The organism is Paraburkholderia sp. CHISQ3 (assembly GCF_030464945.1).
GTDB lineage: Bacteria > Pseudomonadota > Gammaproteobacteria > Burkholderiales > Burkholderiaceae > Paraburkholderia > Paraburkholderia megapolitana.
This window is the reverse complement of record NZ_JALPRG010000019.1, coordinates 11,612-28,821: the sequence shown is the minus strand read 5'-3', so window position 1 is coordinate 28,821 and position 17,210 is coordinate 11,612. Positions and strand designations below refer to the sequence as shown.

Here is a 17,210-nt window from a genome sequence, read left to right as displayed (position 1 = left end):
TCAGTATGGTTTGAAGTAGTCGAAGGGTTCGCGGCAGTCGAGGCAGCGATATAGCGCCTTGCATGCTGTCGAGCCGAATTGCGCGAGGCGTTCTGTGTGCGCTGAGCCGCAGCGTGGGCAAGCGGGTGCTGCGAGTGGTCTTGGTATAAAGCGGATGACCTGGCTCGGGCTTTGGCTTTCGCTCGATGTGGCCGATGTATGGCTTGCGCAATCGCCGGTGGGCGGTGCGATGCCGTAGGCGCGCAGTTTTTCGCGGGCGTCGGCGGTGATCCAGTCGGTGGTCCACGCGGGCGCGAGCACGGTCTCGATCCGGTATGGCGCGAGGGCGGCGGTGTCGAGTGCCTGCGCAACATCTTCGGCGATCTGCGACATCGCGGGGCAACCGGAATACGTCGGCGTGATCACGACTTCAAGCGTGCCGTCGATACCGCGCCGCACGTCGCGCAGGATGCCGAGCTCGCGGATCGACACGACGGGAATCTCCGGGTCCGGCACGGCTTCGAGCGCGTGCCAGGCGCGTTGCAGCGTCGGGTCGTCGGTGCCGGTGGATGTCGTGGTCGAGATCACGGTCGTACTCTGCGTCCGGTTACCAGGTCGCGCCGGGATGCTGCCGCGCGATGCTTTGTAGTTCCGCGAGCAGATAACCCATGTGCTCGGAATGCTCGCCGTGCTTGCCGGTGGTGATGTGCTTCACCGGTTCGGGCAGCGCGAGCGTGGCTTCTTCGAGCGCGGCGCGTACGTCGGCAAACCACGCGGCTTCGAGCGTCGCAGTTTGCGGGCCGATGCCGGCTGCGCTTACTGCTTCCTCGACGGCATCGGTACTGAAGAACTCGCGCGTGTAGGGCAGCAGATAGTCGAGCGCGGCTTGCGCGCGGCGATGCGATTCGTCGGTGCCGTCGCCGAAGCGGATCAGCCACTCGCGTGCATGATGGACGTGATAACGCGTTTCCTTGATCGACTTCGCCGCGATCGCAGCCAGGTGCTCGTCCGTCGATACTGCGAGCGCGGTCCACAGGTGTGCCATCAGCGTCGAGTAGAAGAAGTTACGCACGATCGTGACCGCGTAGTCGTTGTCCGCGTGCGCGGTGCCCGCGAGCGGACCGTAGTGCGGCAACTCGGCCAGCGTGTAGTTGGCGAACTCGCGTTCGGCGCGAAAGTACGCGTAGTCGTCTTCGGTGCGGATCGTGCCGGTGAGCTGCTGCTCGAGCGTGGCCGCGTGGCTGTACAGCAGCCGCGCCTGGCCGATCAGATCGAGGCTCATGTTGGCGAGCGCGATGTCTTCTTCGAGGATCGGGCCGTGGCCGCACCACTCGGCGTTGCGTTGACCGAGTACGAGCGCGGTATCCGCGAGACGCAGCACGTAGGAAAGATGTTGGGTCGTGATGTCCATGACGCGCTTACATGTGGTTGACTTCGTCGGGCAGCGTATAGAACGTCGGATGGCGGTAGATCTTGTCGCCGGCCGGTTCGAACAGCTCGGCCTTGTCGTTGGGATCGGATGCGGTGATCGCCGACGACGGCACCACCCAGATGCTCACGCCTTCCTGGCGACGCGTGTAGACGTCGCGCGCCATGCGCAACGCCATCGATGCGTCGGCGGCGTGCAGGCTGCCGCAGTGCTTGTGGTCGAGTCCCTGCTTGCTGCGCACGAACACTTCCCAGATCGGCCATTCCTTGTTGATTGACTTGTCCATTGCGGATCTCCTGAATCTTTGCGTGGGGTCAGGCGGCTTGCTGCTGCGCGCGCTGCCGCTGTTTTTCCGTGTGGGCGAGCGCGGCTTCGCGAACCCACGCGCCGTCGTCGTGCGCCTTCACGCGAGTGGCGAGGCGTTCCTTGTTGCAGGGACCGTCGCCGTTGACGACGCGCCAGAATTCTTCCCAGTCGATCGCGCCGTAGTCGTGCTGACCGCGCGCTTCATTCCATTTGAGGTCCGGGTCCGGCAGCGTGACGCCGAGTACCTTGGCCTGGTCTACCGTGGCGTCGACGAATTTCTGGCGCAGGTCGTCGTTCGAGATGCGCTTGATGCCCCACTGCGACGACTGGTTGCTGTGTATCGAGTCTTTATCGCTGGGGCCGAACATCATCAGTACCGGCCACCACCAGCGGTTCACGGCCTGCTGCACGAGTTCGCGTTGTGCTTGCGTACCCTTCATCATCGACATCAGCGAGTCGAAACCCTGACGCTGATGAAACGACTCTTCCTTGCAGATGCGGATCATCGCGCGCGCATACGGACCGTACGTGCAGCGGCACAGCGGAATCTGGTTCATGATCGCCGCGCCGTCGACCAGCCAACCGATTACACCGACATCGGCCCATGTCGGCGTCGGGTAGTTGAAGATGCTCGAATATTTGGCTTTGCCCGCGTGCAGTGCGTCGACGAGCTGATCGCGCGATACGCCGAGCGTTTCGCACGCGCTATATAGATAGAGGCCGTGGCCCGCTTCGTCCTGGACCTTGGCGAGCAGGATCGCCTTGCGCTTCAGGCTCGGCGCGCGTGTGATCCAGTTGCCTTCCGGCAGCATGCCGACGATTTCCGAATGCGCGTGCTGCGAAATCTGCCTTACAAGTGTCTTTCGATACGCTTCGGGCATCCAGTCCTGCGGTTCGATCTTGCCGTCGGCGGTCATCACGGCGTCGAAGCGCGACTGTTCTGGGGAACCTGCGGCTGCGTCCAGCGGTGCGACGTTGCCCGGGATATCGAGGGATTGCGTGTACATGGGGAGCGCTCTCGTCGAGAGTTGTCTGTTTCCGGAGTATAAACCAACCGACCGGTCGGTAAATAAATTTTCGGTGCTGTTTCTAGCGAAATTTCATTCTTCGGTGGAATACGCGGTCACGCTGCTCGCAGCGTTGTGGGCGCTGCCTCGCATAACAATCCTCAATAATTGTTATCTACCTTGCGTCCCCATTACCAGCAATCTATAAACGATGTGCGTCGGCTTGCCGGCGGATTATCGACAGAGAGGCGATATTCTGTTTGATCAGCCACGACTGCACGGAATCCGCGAAGCCTGCGCCGATAATAATCTGGATAACCAATGAAATTGTGAGGCCGCAACCGCAAGACCTTGATCAACCGTGCTTCGTCGAGAGCGTCCAATGAAAAACAAACCATGTCTGGCGATACTGATCGCCGCATCATGCGTCGGCTTGTCCGCGTGTGGCGGTGACTCGGGTAGTTCCTCCAGTGCAGCGAAACTCAACGCCAACACGCAGGCAAAGGCGACCTCTTCCGCCGCGGGCGCGTTGCCGGCTGATCAGCCCTACACCGATCCGAACCGCTACAGTTCGAGCGCTTCGGCATCGTTGGCCGCGACCGCCGCGTTCGATAAGGCGGCTATTACCCACCACTCGATATCGCTAGACGGCAAGCCGGCCAACTACACCGCGACGGCGGGCCACCTGACCGCGATCACATCCGCGGGCGACAAGGAAGTGTCCGTGTTCTACGTGGCCTATACGCTCGACGGCACGACGCCGGGAACACGGCCCGTCACGTTCTTCTGGAACGGCGGCCCGGGTTCATCGACGATCTGGCTGCACCTTGGCTCATGGGGGCCAAGAACGCTCAATATCGACGAGGCTTCGCTGAAGCTCGGCACAACCGCGCCATCGAGCTTCCCGATGGTCGACAACGACGTCACGATGCTGAATGACAGCGATCTCGTGTTTATCGACGCCACGGGAACGGGCTATTCCGAAGCCGTCGCGCCGCACAAGAACCGGGATTTCTGGTCGACAGACAAGGATGCCGGTGTGTTCCGCGATTTCATCAACCGTTATGTGCAGGTCAACAGCCGGCAGCAGTCGCCGAAGTATCTGTACGGCGAGTCGTATGGCGGGATCCGTACACCGATCGTCGCCGATCTGCTCGAACAGCAAGGCAGTCCCGGACAGGGCGGCCCGGCGCTAACGGGCGTGATCCTGAATTCGCCGATTCTCAGCTACAAGACGAATTGCTACGAATACGGCTCCACGAGCGTGCCCTGCAACGGATTCCTACCTTCCTATGCCGGGGTTGCATACGGACGGGGCGCGAACATCAGCAACCCGAACCAGCTTTCGCTCGTGGACTACGTGAGCGGGATGCGCACCTTCACCGACCAGACTTATGCGCCGGCCAACAGCGCCTATCTGTCGAGAGGCACGACGCCGCCGGCGAGTGTGACCACCGCACTGAACGGCTGGACCGCGGTGTCCGCGGCGAACTGGAAAAGCAACTTCAACATGCAGCCCGATACCTACGCGAACTACCTGCTGAACGGCGTGGGGTCGATCGATATGTACAACGGTCTGGTCGCCGCACCCGCTGGAGCGAACTATGATGGAAGTTCGTACAACGACACGGCATTCCAGAACGCAATCAACGACTATCTACCGAACTTCCTCAGCTACAAGAACGCATCCGCGTACAACCTGGAGCCTTCCGTCATCATCGATGACTGGAACTTCACGCACGGTTCCGATACCTCGGGGCGTCCGAGTTCGCTGGGAGATATTGTCGACGTGCTGACACTCGATCCGTCGCTGAAAATGAAGGTGTTCGGCGGTTACGACGATCTGGTCTGCCCGATCCATCAGACCGAGCTCGATCTGCAGGGCGCAAACCTGGCACAGACGGTACCGTTCCAGCAATTCCCGGGCGGGCACATGATCTATCTGATGAAGAGTTCGCGGGCGCCGATGAAGCAGGCCATCGACACCTTCTTCGCCGCTACACCGGCCGCGGCCGACGTGGCGTCGCACTAACCATGGAGAGCGCTAACATGAACAGGGTATGGGCTAGGGTTGTAATGGTCTGCGCGCTGTCGTCGCTGGCATCGCATGGCGCGGTTGCGCAGGTGGCGAGGATCGCACCGATCTTGGGTTCGATCGATGCACAGATGGTCCGCGTCGGAGACATGCTGCGGCCGCCGCCGTCGCCACCGAGCAACGACACGCCAGAACTGCGCGGACAGGCACTGCATCAGCATGTGCTCGACCAGATGAAGGCCCGGTTTGACGCGGCGGCCGATCCGTCGACGCATCTGCTGACCCAGCAGGCCGCAAAGGACCATGGCATGGGCTACATCGCCGATCACTTTCAGCAGATCGATCGTAACGGTAGCGGCTATATCAGCTTCGAGGATTTCCGGAGCTTCCTGCGGGCCCGGCACGGGGTGGCTTTTTCGAACAACTAGCGTGATCGTGCGGTGGAAGGACGCCGTTGAGGTATAGGCCGGCCGGATAGACTCCGGCCGGTTTTTTATTTCATTCCAGGAGACGCTGGGAATTCGAGCGCCTTTGATTTCCACGCATATATCGATCATTCGCATATCGGTCCTCCCAGTATCACAAATCGATATCCGCGCAAGATCTGCTTTGTCGCAATCCTCATTTGAGCAACAATGCCCCCCATATCGTGAAACCACGGGCGGCAATCCGTTCGACTACAAATGACTGATATCTCCGAAGAATCGCGTTCACAGGATCACGTGGCAGCACAAGGCGAATCGGGCACCCCCTCCATGTGGCGGAGCTTCCTCCTGCTCGCGGCAGCGGGCGCTGTAGTCGCAGGTTTTTCTGTACTCGGCTACTCGAGCCTCTACTGTCGGGATCTCGGAGGCACCGTGTTCTGGACGATTCTCTTTGGCGTTGCTGCCCCCGCCATTTCAGCCGTCGAGACGCCCGAGATATTCTGGAGTGTGTTCTTCGGATACCTGGCGGTGGTTTTCATCGTCACCCGGTATACCCCGTTCCGACTCACATGGTCGCGATTCGCGATTGGAATTGCAGCTGGTTATATCCTGGCTGCCCTGATCACATGGAATTTTGTCGGCCACGGCAATTGCGGACTTGCCTAACTAGAGCTGGCGGTCACATGTCTACGGGACCAGGCAAATATCGACAGGGCCGTCCAGGACTCCGAGGCGCGTGACTACCACCTATGAAAAGAAATCTATTGAACCGCCTGTTCTTCCTCTCCATTGCGTTACTGGCAGTTGCCACGCTGAGCGGCTGCGGATGCGGGCCGCTCAGCGAACAGGATGTGGGTGTCAGCAAATGGCAACCCCAGACCGCCAAAGCCCGATTGTCGAACGCAGACACCGCGACCGATGAGTGTCTGGCAACCGTCGTGAGGCAATGCACCGATGATATGGCGTCGGCCTGTGGCGATCGCTCCCACTCTCACACGGTGTTCCGGGATCGCGTGACAGGTGATCGAATTAGTGACGCACGAATCAGCAGGCTCTGTGCAGCCCCTCAGAGTGGGCCTGAGTCGGCGTGCGCTCTCGGCGTGGTTCCACGCGACACCATAGATGAATGCATGGCTGGAAAGGGCTTCAAAAATGTAGAGATAACCAAGAAGGCCTGCTACCTCAATTTCGGTTAAGCGTTCGACCTGCCGGTCGATCCTGGCGCCGCACGACAGCCGCTACCTGAAGCGCCCCCTCAACCTCCCCCACCAACCGATCGAACCATCGACGCAGCAAGCGATTCGACAACGACCGCGGAATCGACCACGCGATCGCTTTGTACACATCCTCGCGACGCACTTTCGACACATGCCCCGGTGTGAGCCAATCCTCGTTAGCGACGAGCAGCCGCAGCGTCATCAGACCGATCACGATGGGCCAGATACAGGCGAGGCGCAGACGCATTGCGGTCGGCGAGATCGCGAACGTGTAGTCGAGTGCCGCCTGGTAATGCGCCATCGCGATACGCACGAGATCGAGCATCACGGGCCGCGCGAGATCCGACGCGTTTTCGCCGAGTAGATCGGTGGGTGATATCTGCGCACGGGAGAGACGATCGGCGGGGAAATAGCAGCGCCCGATCCGTAGATCTTTTGCGCCGTCGCGCAGTACGTTGGTCAGTTGAAGCGCCTTGCCGAAGCGGATGCCGAGCGCTTTCATCTCGTCGGCGTCGCGTCTGAGCGCGCCTGGCTTGTGCGCGACCGACATCGTCGTCCAGAACTCACCGACGCAACCGGCAACCATGTACGTGTAGCGATCGAGTGCGGCATCGTCGGGCAACGCGAGGATCTGCCCTGACGTTTCGTCCGGGAACGTGACGAGATCGAACTCCATCCCGCGACTCAACGTCGTCACGATGCCGCGCACCGCTGCACGATCGGTCTCGCCGAGTTGCGCGAGGATCGCAATCGCGGGACCCAGCGATTCAAGCAATATCTTCTCGCCGGAATCGGTTTGCTGGCTCGCGATCTCGGCCGCCATCGTGCGTAGTGCTGCATCGTCGGGCTGGCCGTTCACCTGTTCGCGCAGCGACAGCAGCCATTCGAGACGCCGTGCCGGCGGCAGCATGGACGTGTCGGCGATCGTATCGGCCGCGCGTGCGAGCAGGTAGGCGAGGCCAACCGGGTCTCGCATACCGGTGGGCAGCACAGCGAGTGTGAGATAGAACGAACGCGACACCTTCTTAAGCAAAGGGCCGAGCAGGAAGGCGCGGGAGGTTTGGCTCATGCCACGTTAGATGTGTTGCCAATTTCGGGAGCGCCCATTGTATCTTCTGATGCCGGTGGACCGACGACAGCGAAGTGCAGATAAGGGGTGAACGAGTGGACCTACTCCCGAGGTGCACGCATCCTCGAATTTCAAACCTGGCCGATACCCCCATCGACCATCAGATCCGCTCCCGTCACATAAGAACTCTGGTCCGACGCGAGGAAAAGCGCCGCGCTGGCAATCTCCTTAGTCTCGGCGAGTCGACCGAGCGGGACCATGCTCCGGTACATGTCCACCAGATCCTCGCGCGTCGCCGACTGGGCATCGAGAATCGGCGTGTCGGTTACGCCAGGGCTCAGCATGTTGGCGCGAATGCCACGATCCTTGAACTCCGCAGCCCAGGTCCGGGCATAGGAACGTAGTGCCGCCTTGGTGGCCGCGTAGGCAGTGTGACCAGGAATGCCCATGAGGTGCATCGCCGACGAAACCAGGATGATCGACCCGCCACCTGTCATGAGCGGCAGCAACTTCTGCACGAGGAAGACGGGGCCGCGAGCCATGAGGTTGAATGCCTTGTCGAAATGCTCGGGTGTGATGGTGTCGATCGAGGCTTGCTCCGTAAAGCCCGCATTCGAAACGACGATGTCGACGACGCCTTTTTCTTCCCTGACTGCCGCGGCAACGCGGTCGAGATCGTCGAGGTTTGCGGCGTCCGCCCGGAGCGCGGTGACGTTGCGTCCGATCAGTTTTACGGCCTCGTCGAGTTGCGCTTGCCGACGACCGAAGATAAAGACGTGAGCGCCTTCGGCGACAAAGCGCTGGGCGATTGCGAGACCGATGCCTGTGCTGCCGCCGCTAATAACGGCGATCTTGCCTGTGAGAGTGGGCACTAGAGCCTTCTGTCTGATGGGGATGACCGAAGGATGGTAATTGCCGCTTTCGGGAATGATAATCCGCGGAATTCCCATATGATCTATTCTTCAAGAGAATTGATCAGGTGAGGGAAGTGCAATGGACCGGTTTCACGAACTGAACGCCTTCATCGCTGTGGTTGAAGCAGGTGGTTTCTCTGCGGCGGCGCGCAGAACCGGCGATTCGCAGTCCTCGATCAGCAAGGCGATTGGTGCGCTGGAAAAGCGCCTCGGCGTGATGCTGTTCAACCGGAGCACACGCAGCGTAACCCTGACGGATCAGGGGCAGCGATACTACGACCGGACTAAACCGCTCGTCGACGAGATGGATGAAGCCGACGGCGAACTGACGAGTAGTACGCTCGATACCTCCGGTCCGATCAGGATCGCCGTAGCCTCTACTTTTGGGCGCCTCCACGTTCTCCCGCTAATACCCGAGTTGTTATCGCTCAATCCTGGTCTCCAGGTCGACCTCGTTCTATCGGATTTCGTGCGGGATATGGTGGAAGACCGGATCGATCTGGCGATTCGGGTAGGCGCCGTCAACGATCTTGATGCGGTCGTCAAGCGCGTGGCCAGCACGCCGCTCGTATGCGTCGGATCGCGTCGATACTTCGAGCAACGAGGTATACCCCGGACGCCCGCCGAACTCGTCGATCACAATTGCCTTTTATATGGCGGCTTGACGGAGTCGGCGAACTGGCCGTTCGTCGGGCCGGACGGTCGGTTCAGCGTGCCGGTTCGTGGAAATCTGTCGTCGAACAGTGTCGAGACGATACGGGCCGGCGTGCTGGCCGGAGTGGGAATTGGCTTGTTTGCCAGAGTTTCGCTTGCTGATGAGCTTCAGCATCCAGACGTGATCACGATTCTCGACGAATTTATCAGCGATGCGAGAGACGTCAGCATCGTCTGGCCAAAGCGCCGCTTTGTGCCGGCGCGCGTACGCCGTACCACGGATTTTTTTGCAAAGGCGCTTGCGCAACGAGTTTAAATCGACGTACTTGATCGATGCACCGGCGACATTGTCATGGCTGCAGCTGTCGACGACTTGCAGACCAGCACCACGCGCAACACTAGTCCACCACTGCGCGCTCGTCATAGCGAGCACGCGCTCGCTCGACTTCAGGAAGGTACTCGAGCGTCCATTGATAAAGCGCCTTGAACGGGCGATCAAGCGAACGCCCAAGCGCTGTGATCTCGTATTCGACCGAGATCGGCGATGTAGTAACCACGTTTCTCTCGACGATGCCATTCCGCTCGAGCCGCCTCAAACATTGCGTCAGCGCTTTCTGCGTGACCCCTTCAATACGACGCTTGATCGCATTGAACCGTAGCGGCCCCTCGCGCAGCGACGCAATGATCAACACCGACCATTTATCGGCGATCTGGTCGAGCAGCAGACGACTCGGACAATCTGCCGCGGATAACACCTTGGTTTGAGATTCGTGCACGACGGTTTCCTGAAGGCTACCTGGTTGCATTGCGGTGACTCATTGACACTAAGTATAAAACATATACCATCAAGTTTTCCATCCGTGAGATTCATCAATGACCAGTCCGCAACTCGACACGTTGTTCCGACCGTTTCAACTGAAAACACTCAACCTGAAGAACCGCATCGTAATGGCGCCGATGACGCGCTCGTTCTCGCCGGAGGGTGTACCTGGCGCCAACGTAGCGGATTACTACCGGCGGCGCGCATCAGGCGAAGTGGGCCTCATCATCTCCGAAGGAACGGTCATCGATCGTCCGTCGTCGCGCAACGATCCCGCTATCCCGTTCTTTCACGGCGAGCAAGCGCTCGCCGGCTGGAAGAATGTGATCGATGCCGTGCATGAAGCAGGCGGCAAGATGGCACCGCAGATCTGGCACGTCGGCGCAGTCTCCAACCCGTTCACCGAATGGCGGCCAGATGCGCCGGCCGAAAGTCCCTCCGGCCTTGTTGCGCCTAAAAAGGAGCGCGGCAAAGCGATGACCGACGAGGACATCGCAGACACGCTTGCTGCATTTGGACGGGCAGCAGCAGAGTCGAAGCGCCTCGGCTTCGACACAGTCGAGATTCACGGCGCGCATGGTTATCTGCTCGACCAGTTCTTCTGGGACGGAACTAATCAGCGTTCAGATCATTTCGGCGGAAGCACCGTGCGGGAACGATCGCGCTTCGCAATCGAAGTGGTCAAGAGCGTCAGGGCAGCGGTTGGGCCCGATCACCCCATCATCCTCCGTCTAAGTCAATGGAAGCAGCAAGACTTCGCTGCCCGGCTGGCGCATACGCCGGACGAAATGGCGGACTGGCTCGTCCCCCTCGTAGAGGCGGGCGCCGATATCCTGCACTGCTCCCAAAGGCGCTTTTGGGAAGCGGAGTTTCCGCAAATCGATGGAGAGAACGGGCTCAACTTCGCCGGGTGGGCGAAGAAGTTGACCGGCGCCGCAACGATTAGCGTGGGCTCCGTCGGTCTTTCCGTCGACTTCATCGGCACCTTCGGCGGTGAAAGTTCTCCGCCGGCGAGCCTCGATAATTTGCTGGAACGGATGGCACGCGACGAGTTCGACCTGATCGCGATCGGCCGCGCGATACTGAGCGACCCGGAATGGGTGGCGAAGATTCGTTCGGGCGACACCAGCAGCTTGAAGGACTTCAGTCCCGCGGTACTGGCCGAGCTTCACTGATCTTCAACCGGCGAAGCCGGGTCTCAAAGCCCCGCGACGGCTCTGTCCAACTCCAACGTGACAGAGCCGTCAACCTGAGCGGTAGGCCTTCCCACCCAACGGATCGGGAAACCACTGAGAAAACAGTCTGCCCACAGAAAGCAATCAGAAGGGCAGCTTTCCCTATACTTCCTCGCATGCCAACGCCTGCACCGACAGGCGCTGTTTCAACTGTGAGGAGACAGCCATGCCGCGCCACACAGGAACCCTGTTCCGTGCACTGTTCTGCATCGTGGCGCTAACGGCGGCGCGTCTCGTGAGCGCGCAACCCATTGTGCTGATGACCGGCGGTGCTGCAAAGCTGATCTATCTGCCGGTGATCCTTGCTGACCAGCTCGGCTACTTTCGCAAGGAGGGGCTCGAGGTCCGCATCGTGTCTGCGCCGGCGGGCATCGATACGTCGACCGAACTCGTTGCGGGCGCAATCCAGGGCGCGGTCGGCTTTTACGATCACACGATCGAGCTGCAAAGTCATGGTCTCGATGTGCAGTCGGTCGTCGTGCTGGGTCAATCGGCCGGCCTCATCGAACTTGCACGACGCGACAGCGACATGAAGACGATGGCTGACGCGAGAGGTCGCCGGCTCGGCGTGACCGGCTTCGGTTCGTCGACTTACTTCCTCACGCGCTACCTCGTTGAGCGCGCAGGTGTGCCGTCCGGCGCATACACAGTTGTCCCGCTTGCCAACGAGTCCGCGTTCGAGAAAGCGATTGTCGACGGCACGATCGACGCGGGCATGATCGAAGAGCCGACTGCGACGCGCATGCTGACTCGCCTCGAAGCGAGGCCGCTCGTCGACATGCGCAGCGTGAAAGACACGCACACGCAGCTGGGCGGAGCATACGTCGGCGCCTGTCTCTACATGCAGCGTGACTGGGTCGATGCTCACCCGGACGAGACGGCGCGGCTCGCGCGGGCGGTGCGTGATGCGCTGCGTTTCATCCAGACACATGACGAAGCCGCCATCGCAGCCGTTGTACCTGCAACGATCCGCGGCGATGACCTCGCGATCTACCTGAAGGCGCTGGCCATTGCGAAGCCGGCGTACTCGTCGACGGGTGCGATGCCGGCGGACGCACCGTCGGCGGTGCTCGCAGTGCTCGCTGGGGCCAACCCCGAGTTGTCGGAGCGGCACATCGACCTCGCGCGTACCTATACCAACCGCTTCGTCGCTGCTGCGCCTGCGGGCGCAGCGGACGACCAGGCCGCAGGTTCGCACTGAACCTCGCCCACACCGGAGACTGCTGTCATGCGCGCCATCCAGATCCACGAGTACGGCGGACCCGAAGTACTGCAGCGTGTCGAGATCGACGTGCCGAAACCGGCGCCGGGTGAAGTGCTGGTGCGCGTCGTAGCAGCCGGCATCAACTTTATGGACATCCACACGCGGCAGGGTAAGTATCGCGAGTCGCGCACTTACCCCGTGAGGATTCCATGCACGCTCGGTATGGAAGGCTCAGGCGAAGTCATCGAAGTGGGCGCGGGTGTCACGTCATGTCGCAAGGGCGACCGGGTTGCGTGGTGCATCGCGTGGGGCGCGTACGCCGAGTACGCGCTGGTGCCCGCTGCACGGCTCGCGAAACTGCCGGATGGGATCGACTACGACGTCGCTGCTGCAGCGATTTTCCAGGGTTCGACTGCACACTATCTGCTCGAGGATGTCGCGCACATCGGAGCGGGTAGCACGTGCCTCGTGCATGCCGCGTCCGGCGGCATCGGACAGTTGCTCGTGCAACTTGCAAAGCGGCGTGGCGCGGAAGTGTTCGCGACCACCAGTTCCCCCGCCAAGGCGGCAATTGCGAAGTCGCTCGGAGCCGATCACGTGCTGATGTACGAGGATGGGGCGTTCGCCGACAGGGTCCGCGACTTGACGCAGGGTCGAGGCGTCGATGTCGTATTCGATGCGGTGGGCCGGACTACGCTGCGCGACAGTTTCCGGGCGACGCGAACACGGGGTCTTGTCGTCAACTACGGCTCCGTCACCGGTCCAATGAGCGATCTCGATCCTTATGAACTGGGCGAAGCCGGTTCGCTCTTTCTCACCCGACCGCGGCTTGCGGATCATCTGGCCGATGTCGAAACGGTACAGCGTCGCGCCGACGATATCTTCGATGCCATCCAGCAGGGCGCGCTGCACATCGGCATCAACGGCCGTTACACGCTGGATACCGTAGAAGCAGCGCACGCGGCGCTCGAAGAACGCCGCCAGTCGGGCAAGGCTGTGATGGATATCGCCTAGCCGCCAGCACTACTGCCAAGAACCGTTGCCCGGAGCACGCCATACGTGCGCCGGTTGTTCAGACTCGTCATTACGCACAAAAGAGCACCATGGAACCATCCACTACCCATCCTTCAGAATCGCGTTTTCGAGCAGTTTTCCGCGTGGTCAGCGGCAACTTCCTCGAGATGTTCGACTTCACGGTCTACGCCTACTACGCCACCGCGATCGCTCACACGTTCTTTCCCGCGGAAAATGAATTCATCTCGTTGCTGCTTGCGCTCTCCGTGTTCGGCGCGGGATTCCTCATGCGGCCGATTGGCGCGCTGGTGCTTGGGGCGTATATCGATCGCCACGGGCGGCGCAAGGGGCTCATCCTGTCGCTGTCGCTGATGGCGGTCGGCACCGCATGCGTGGCGTTCGTGCCCGGCTATGCGACGATCGGCGTCATCGCGCCCGTGATCGTGCTGATCGGTCGTTTGCTGCAGGGGTTCTCGGCCGGTGTCGAACTCGGCGGCGTGTCGGTCTATCTCTCGGAGATCGCGACACCCGGCAAGCGCGGTTTCTTCTGTTCGTGGCAATCAGGCAGTCAGCAGGTCGCGGTCATCTTCGCGGCGTCGCTTGGTGTGCTGCTCAATCAGCTGTTGCCCGCAAGCGAGTTGAGCGCGTGGGGTTGGCGTGTGCCGTTCCTGATCGGCTGCCTGATCGTGCCGTTTCTCCTGCTCATTCGCCGCACGTTGCGCGAGACCGACGAGTTCGCGGCGCGCAAGCGCCATCCGGGTTTCGGCGAAATCATGAAGTCGATGATCGACAACGCCGGCCTGATCGTCGCGGGCATGGGGCTGGTCGTGATGACTACGGTGTCGTTCTATCTGATCACGACCTACACGCCGACATTCGGCAAGACCGTGTTGCATCTGTCGGCCGTCGATTCGCTGATCGTTACTGTTTGCGTGGGCGTATCGAACTTCTTCTGGCTGCCGGTTTCGGGAGCGGTTTCCGATCGCGTTGGACGACGTCCCATCCTGCTGCTCTTCACCGTCCTCACGATGCTGACGTCGTATCCAGCGATGCAGTGGCTGGTCGGTGCGCCGTCGTTCGAGCGGCTCTTGCTGGTGGAGCTCTGGTTTTCGCTGCTCTATGCGTGGTACAACGGCGCCATGGTCGTGTCGCTGACCGAACTGATGCCGGCCCATGTGCGTACGACCGGCTTTTCGATGGCTTACAGCCTCGCGACGCTAGTGGGGGGCTTCACCCCGGCCGTTTCGACGTCGCTGATCCACTTTACCGGAGACAAGGCCGCACCCGGTGCGTGGATGGGCTTGGCAGGATTGTGCGGCGCCGTGGCGACGCTGATACTCTACCGTTCGCAACAGGCACGCAACGGATACAAGCTGGCATAGCTTTCCAGGGCAATGAGACTTCTGCTGATCGAAGACAACCGGCAACTCGCGCATTGGCTGTCGAAGACGCTGACCGACGAGGGTTTCCTCGTCGAGCATGCACTCGACGGTGAAATCGCGGAGGCATCGCTGCGCGACGCGCACTACGACGTCGTGCTACTTGATCTGAACCTGCCCGGCATGTCGGGCAAGGCGTTGCTGCGTCGCATGCGCAAGAATGCCAGCGACACCCCCGTGCTGGTCCTGACCGCAACGGGCGACGTCGGCGAAAAGGTGATCTGTCTGAGTGAAGGCGCCGACGATTACGTCGTCAAACCATTCGACGACCGCGAACTGGTGGCGCGCATCAAGGTACTCGCGCGCCGTCACGCGCCCGCGCGTTCGAACCGCATCCGCTGCGGCACGTTGCTCTATGACATGGACCGCCGCCAGTTTTTTATCGACGACGACGCGTTGTCGCTTACGCCGCGTGAGCACGCGGTGCTCGAAGCGCTGATCCTGCAAGCGGGGCGCACGGTCTCGAAGGCGGTGCTCGCCGAAACCCTGACCGATAAGGACTCGCCGCCAAGCGGCGACGCCATCGAAATCTACGTGTCGCGCCTCAGAAAGAAAATCGAGAAGAGCACAGCGGCCATCATTACGCTACGTGGGCTCGGTTATCTGCTGGAAAATGAAGAACCGCAAGCGTAGCCTGCGTGCGCGGCTCCTGCTCTGGCTCCTTGTGCCGATGACGGCATTCAGTGTCGTCGCGGGCTGGCTCACGCATGAGAATGCGCGCCGCACGGCGGATCTGCTGCAGGATGCAGCGCTGCTTGCCGCTGCCCGCGTGATGGCTGCCGATGTACGCTGGAGCGGCAACGATCTCGTCGCGTCCGTGTCGCCGAGCACGATCCAGATCGTGGGTACGCCGCAGGGCGATCAGGTTTTTTATCGCGTCGAGATCGCGGGCGGGCCTGTCATAGCCGGAACCTCGGATTTCCCGGAAACGTCTCTCACAGATTCACCCCGTTGGTACGACGCGCACGTCTCGCAGATGCCGATACGCGCCGTTACGTTGAAGCGCCCTATGTACGACGCCGGCAGGATCGTCGACGTCGTGGTGTCGGTTGGGCGCACACAGATCGCGCGCGATGCGATGGTCGCCTCGCTATGGAAGCCGCAACTCGCGTATATCCTCGGCAGCATTGCGGCCGCGATGGTGCTGGTCTATGCGGGGCTGACACTGGAGCTGCGACCGCTCGAAAGGCTGGCGAGAGGTCTCGCCGCGCAACCGTCGCAAAGACGGGTTCGCATCGATACGACCGATGTCCATGCGGAGCTGCATCCGCTGATTGCCGCATTCAACGCGTGTCTCGACATCATCGAGCGGCAAGCGTTGACCCAGCGGCGCTTCATCGCCGACGCCGCCCATCAGATCCGCACGCCGCTCACGCTGCTGGGAATCCAGCTGCAATACGCGCGGCGCCAGCACAACCTCGAGGACGTGAGAGAAACGCTGCTGGCCATGCACCACAGCAACCGGGCGATGGTTTCGCTGATCAACCAGTTGCTGATGCTTGCGCAGGCCGAAGCGGCCGACTATACGGCGTTCGAAGGCGAAGTTGTCGATGTGCGGGAAGTCATCGCGCGCGCGATCGAGAAACTTGCGCTTGCCGCACGGCGTCGCGATATCGAACTGGTCGTGTCTATCGCGAGTCCGCTCTTCGTGACGGGGAGCGAGACGTTGCTTTCGGAAGTGCTGTCGAACATCGTGGACAACGCGATCCGCTATTCGCCCAAGGGCACGCAGGTCGCGATCGATGCAAGTCAGACCGGGGGATCGGTCAGCATCCAGGTGCTTGACGGCGGTCCCGGCATTCCCGCAGCGTTGCGCGAGCGCGCATTTGAACCGTTTTTTCGTGCATCTGACGAAGAGGGCAGCGGGCTGGGACTCGCGATCGCAAGAGAGATCGTCCGGGCGCACCGAGGAACGATTTCGCTCGAAGATGCACCCAGCGGCCAGGGGTTGCTCGTGAAGCTCACTTTTCCGGCGAGCGAGCTTCCGTCGCAGAACCCTGGTTAGCTACGAAACGCCGGACCGTTTCGCGATTTCAGGTAGCGCAGGAAGTCGTCGAAGCTCACGGAGCCCTTGTTGTCCTGATCGATTTCCTTGAAATGCGTGACGACGTATCCCCAACCTGCACTCTTCGCCTGCGCGAGAGAGAGCAAATGCGTGGTGGGATCGGCGGCGGCGTTAAAGCGTTGCTGGAGATCGGCCACGACCTGACTCTGCAATGTCTTGCCGGTCGGTTGAGGCACGGTCGTGCCTGGGGAATCGGCGGGCGGGGCGGACATCTGCTCGCCGACCTTGATGTAGTAGCCGCCCGCGTCGTTCATGCTCGCGAAGCCGGTCGCGCGGGTCGTTCCTGCGGCACCGGCAAGCGAGGTCGACAGCACTGCGCCCGCAGCACATACCGCAGTCAGAAGGTGGATAGATCGCATAGTGGTCACGAAAGAGTAAGTTCGGAAATGTCGTTAGCG

At 61.1% G+C, this 17,210-nt stretch carries 18 protein-coding genes; 10 read left to right on the top strand and 8 right to left on the bottom strand.

Annotated elements, in window-relative coordinates; all coding sequences use genetic code 11:
- The 4 genes from paaD to paaA are packed head-to-tail and all read right to left on the bottom strand — an operon-like array spanning position 1 to position 2,721.
- Positions 1-564, bottom strand: a complete 564-nt coding sequence (gene paaD, locus M0D65_RS31990; protein WP_266256073.1) for a 1,2-phenylacetyl-CoA epoxidase subunit PaaD — start codon at positions 562-564, stop codon at positions 1-3.
- A 22-nt stretch (positions 565-586) separates the two neighbouring features.
- Positions 587-1,390: a 1,2-phenylacetyl-CoA epoxidase subunit PaaC gene (gene paaC / locus M0D65_RS31985; protein ID WP_266256050.1), complete on the bottom strand. Its 804-nt coding sequence runs from the start codon at positions 1,388-1,390 to the stop codon at positions 587-589.
- A 7-nt stretch (positions 1,391-1,397) separates the two neighbouring features.
- Positions 1,398-1,682 carry a 1,2-phenylacetyl-CoA epoxidase subunit PaaB gene (gene paaB, locus M0D65_RS31980; protein ID WP_091017636.1) on the bottom strand — a complete coding sequence of 95 codons (285 nt, stop codon included), beginning with the start codon at positions 1,680-1,682 and terminating at the stop codon, positions 1,398-1,400.
- Positions 1,683-1,722: 40 nt separating this feature from the next.
- Entirely contained in the window at positions 1,723-2,721 is a 999-nt protein-coding gene (paaA, locus tag M0D65_RS31975) for a 1,2-phenylacetyl-CoA epoxidase subunit PaaA (RefSeq protein ID WP_091017498.1), read from the bottom strand.
- Positions 2,722-3,103: 382 nt separating this feature from the next.
- On the opposite strand from paaA, the gene M0D65_RS31970 reads away from it, so the two are divergent.
- The 3 genes from M0D65_RS31970 to M0D65_RS31960 all read left to right on the top strand — a co-directional run bounded on the left by M0D65_RS31970 (position 3,104) and on the right by M0D65_RS31960 (position 5,847).
- Positions 3,104-4,753 carry a peptidase S10 gene (locus M0D65_RS31970; RefSeq protein WP_266256049.1) on the top strand — a complete coding sequence of 550 codons (1,650 nt, stop codon included), beginning with the start codon at positions 3,104-3,106 and terminating at the stop codon, positions 4,751-4,753.
- 17 nt (positions 4,754-4,770) lie between these two features.
- Positions 4,771-5,184: an EF-hand domain-containing protein gene (locus M0D65_RS31965; protein WP_266256048.1), complete on the top strand. Its 414-nt coding sequence runs from the start codon at positions 4,771-4,773 to the stop codon at positions 5,182-5,184.
- 255 nt (positions 5,185-5,439) lie between these two features.
- The gene (locus M0D65_RS31960) at positions 5,440-5,847 is read left to right on the top strand and encodes a hypothetical protein (protein WP_143098148.1); all 408 of its coding nucleotides are present in this window, start codon (positions 5,440-5,442) and stop codon (positions 5,845-5,847) included.
- 516 nt (positions 5,848-6,363) lie between these two features.
- Here the strand turns inward: M0D65_RS31960 and M0D65_RS31955 are convergent.
- Together M0D65_RS31955 and M0D65_RS31950 are read right to left on the bottom strand one after the other, a co-directional pair.
- Positions 6,364-7,467: a phytoene/squalene synthase family protein gene (locus tag M0D65_RS31955; RefSeq protein WP_266256047.1), complete on the bottom strand. Its 1,104-nt coding sequence runs from the start codon at positions 7,465-7,467 to the stop codon at positions 6,364-6,366.
- A 131-nt stretch (positions 7,468-7,598) separates the two neighbouring features.
- Complete coding sequence (locus M0D65_RS31950) at positions 7,599-8,339, bottom strand: SDR family NAD(P)-dependent oxidoreductase (RefSeq protein ID WP_266256072.1); 741 nt, start codon at positions 8,337-8,339, stop codon at positions 7,599-7,601.
- A gap of 121 nt (positions 8,340-8,460) precedes the next feature.
- Here M0D65_RS31950 and M0D65_RS31945 point away from each other — a divergent pair, with 121 nt between their 5' ends.
- Positions 8,461-9,351 carry a LysR family transcriptional regulator gene (locus M0D65_RS31945; protein ID WP_266256046.1) on the top strand — a complete coding sequence of 297 codons (891 nt, stop codon included), beginning with the start codon at positions 8,461-8,463 and terminating at the stop codon, positions 9,349-9,351.
- 82 nt (positions 9,352-9,433) lie between these two features.
- Here the strand turns inward: M0D65_RS31945 and M0D65_RS31940 are convergent, their stop codons facing one another.
- Positions 9,434-9,811 (bottom strand): helix-turn-helix domain-containing protein, encoded by a 378-nt coding sequence (locus tag M0D65_RS31940; protein ID WP_266256045.1) that lies wholly within the window; start codon positions 9,809-9,811, stop codon positions 9,434-9,436.
- A 97-nt stretch (positions 9,812-9,908) separates the two neighbouring features.
- On the opposite strand from M0D65_RS31940, the gene M0D65_RS31935 reads away from it, so the two are divergent.
- From M0D65_RS31935 to M0D65_RS31910, 6 genes are all read left to right on the top strand, one after another.
- The gene (locus tag M0D65_RS31935; RefSeq protein WP_266256044.1) at positions 9,909-11,030 is read left to right on the top strand and encodes an NADH:flavin oxidoreductase; all 1,122 of its coding nucleotides are present in this window, start codon (positions 9,909-9,911) and stop codon (positions 11,028-11,030) included.
- A 226-nt stretch (positions 11,031-11,256) separates the two neighbouring features.
- On the top strand, positions 11,257-12,291 hold the full coding sequence (locus tag M0D65_RS31930; protein WP_266256043.1) for an ABC transporter substrate-binding protein: 1,035 nt from the start codon (positions 11,257-11,259) through the stop codon (positions 12,289-12,291).
- Positions 12,292-12,318: 27 nt separating this feature from the next.
- The gene (locus M0D65_RS31925; RefSeq protein WP_266256042.1) at positions 12,319-13,308 is read left to right on the top strand and encodes a quinone oxidoreductase; all 990 of its coding nucleotides are present in this window, start codon (positions 12,319-12,321) and stop codon (positions 13,306-13,308) included.
- 89 nt (positions 13,309-13,397) lie between these two features.
- Complete coding sequence (locus M0D65_RS31920; RefSeq protein ID WP_266256041.1) at positions 13,398-14,690, top strand: MFS transporter; 1,293 nt, start codon at positions 13,398-13,400, stop codon at positions 14,688-14,690.
- A 12-nt stretch (positions 14,691-14,702) separates the two neighbouring features.
- Positions 14,703-15,380 (top strand): response regulator transcription factor, encoded by a 678-nt coding sequence (locus tag M0D65_RS31915; protein ID WP_266256040.1) that lies wholly within the window; start codon positions 14,703-14,705, stop codon positions 15,378-15,380.
- Entirely contained in the window at positions 15,361-16,752 is a 1,392-nt protein-coding gene (locus M0D65_RS31910) for a sensor histidine kinase (protein ID WP_266256039.1), read from the top strand. The genes M0D65_RS31915 and M0D65_RS31910 overlap by 20 nt, the downstream gene beginning before the upstream one ends.
- Here M0D65_RS31910 and M0D65_RS31905 read toward each other — a convergent pair.
- Entirely contained in the window at positions 16,749-17,171 is a 423-nt protein-coding gene (locus tag M0D65_RS31905; protein WP_266256038.1) for a hypothetical protein, read from the bottom strand. The genes M0D65_RS31910 and M0D65_RS31905 overlap by 4 nt on opposite strands.
- Positions 17,172-17,210: the final 39 nt, after the last annotated feature.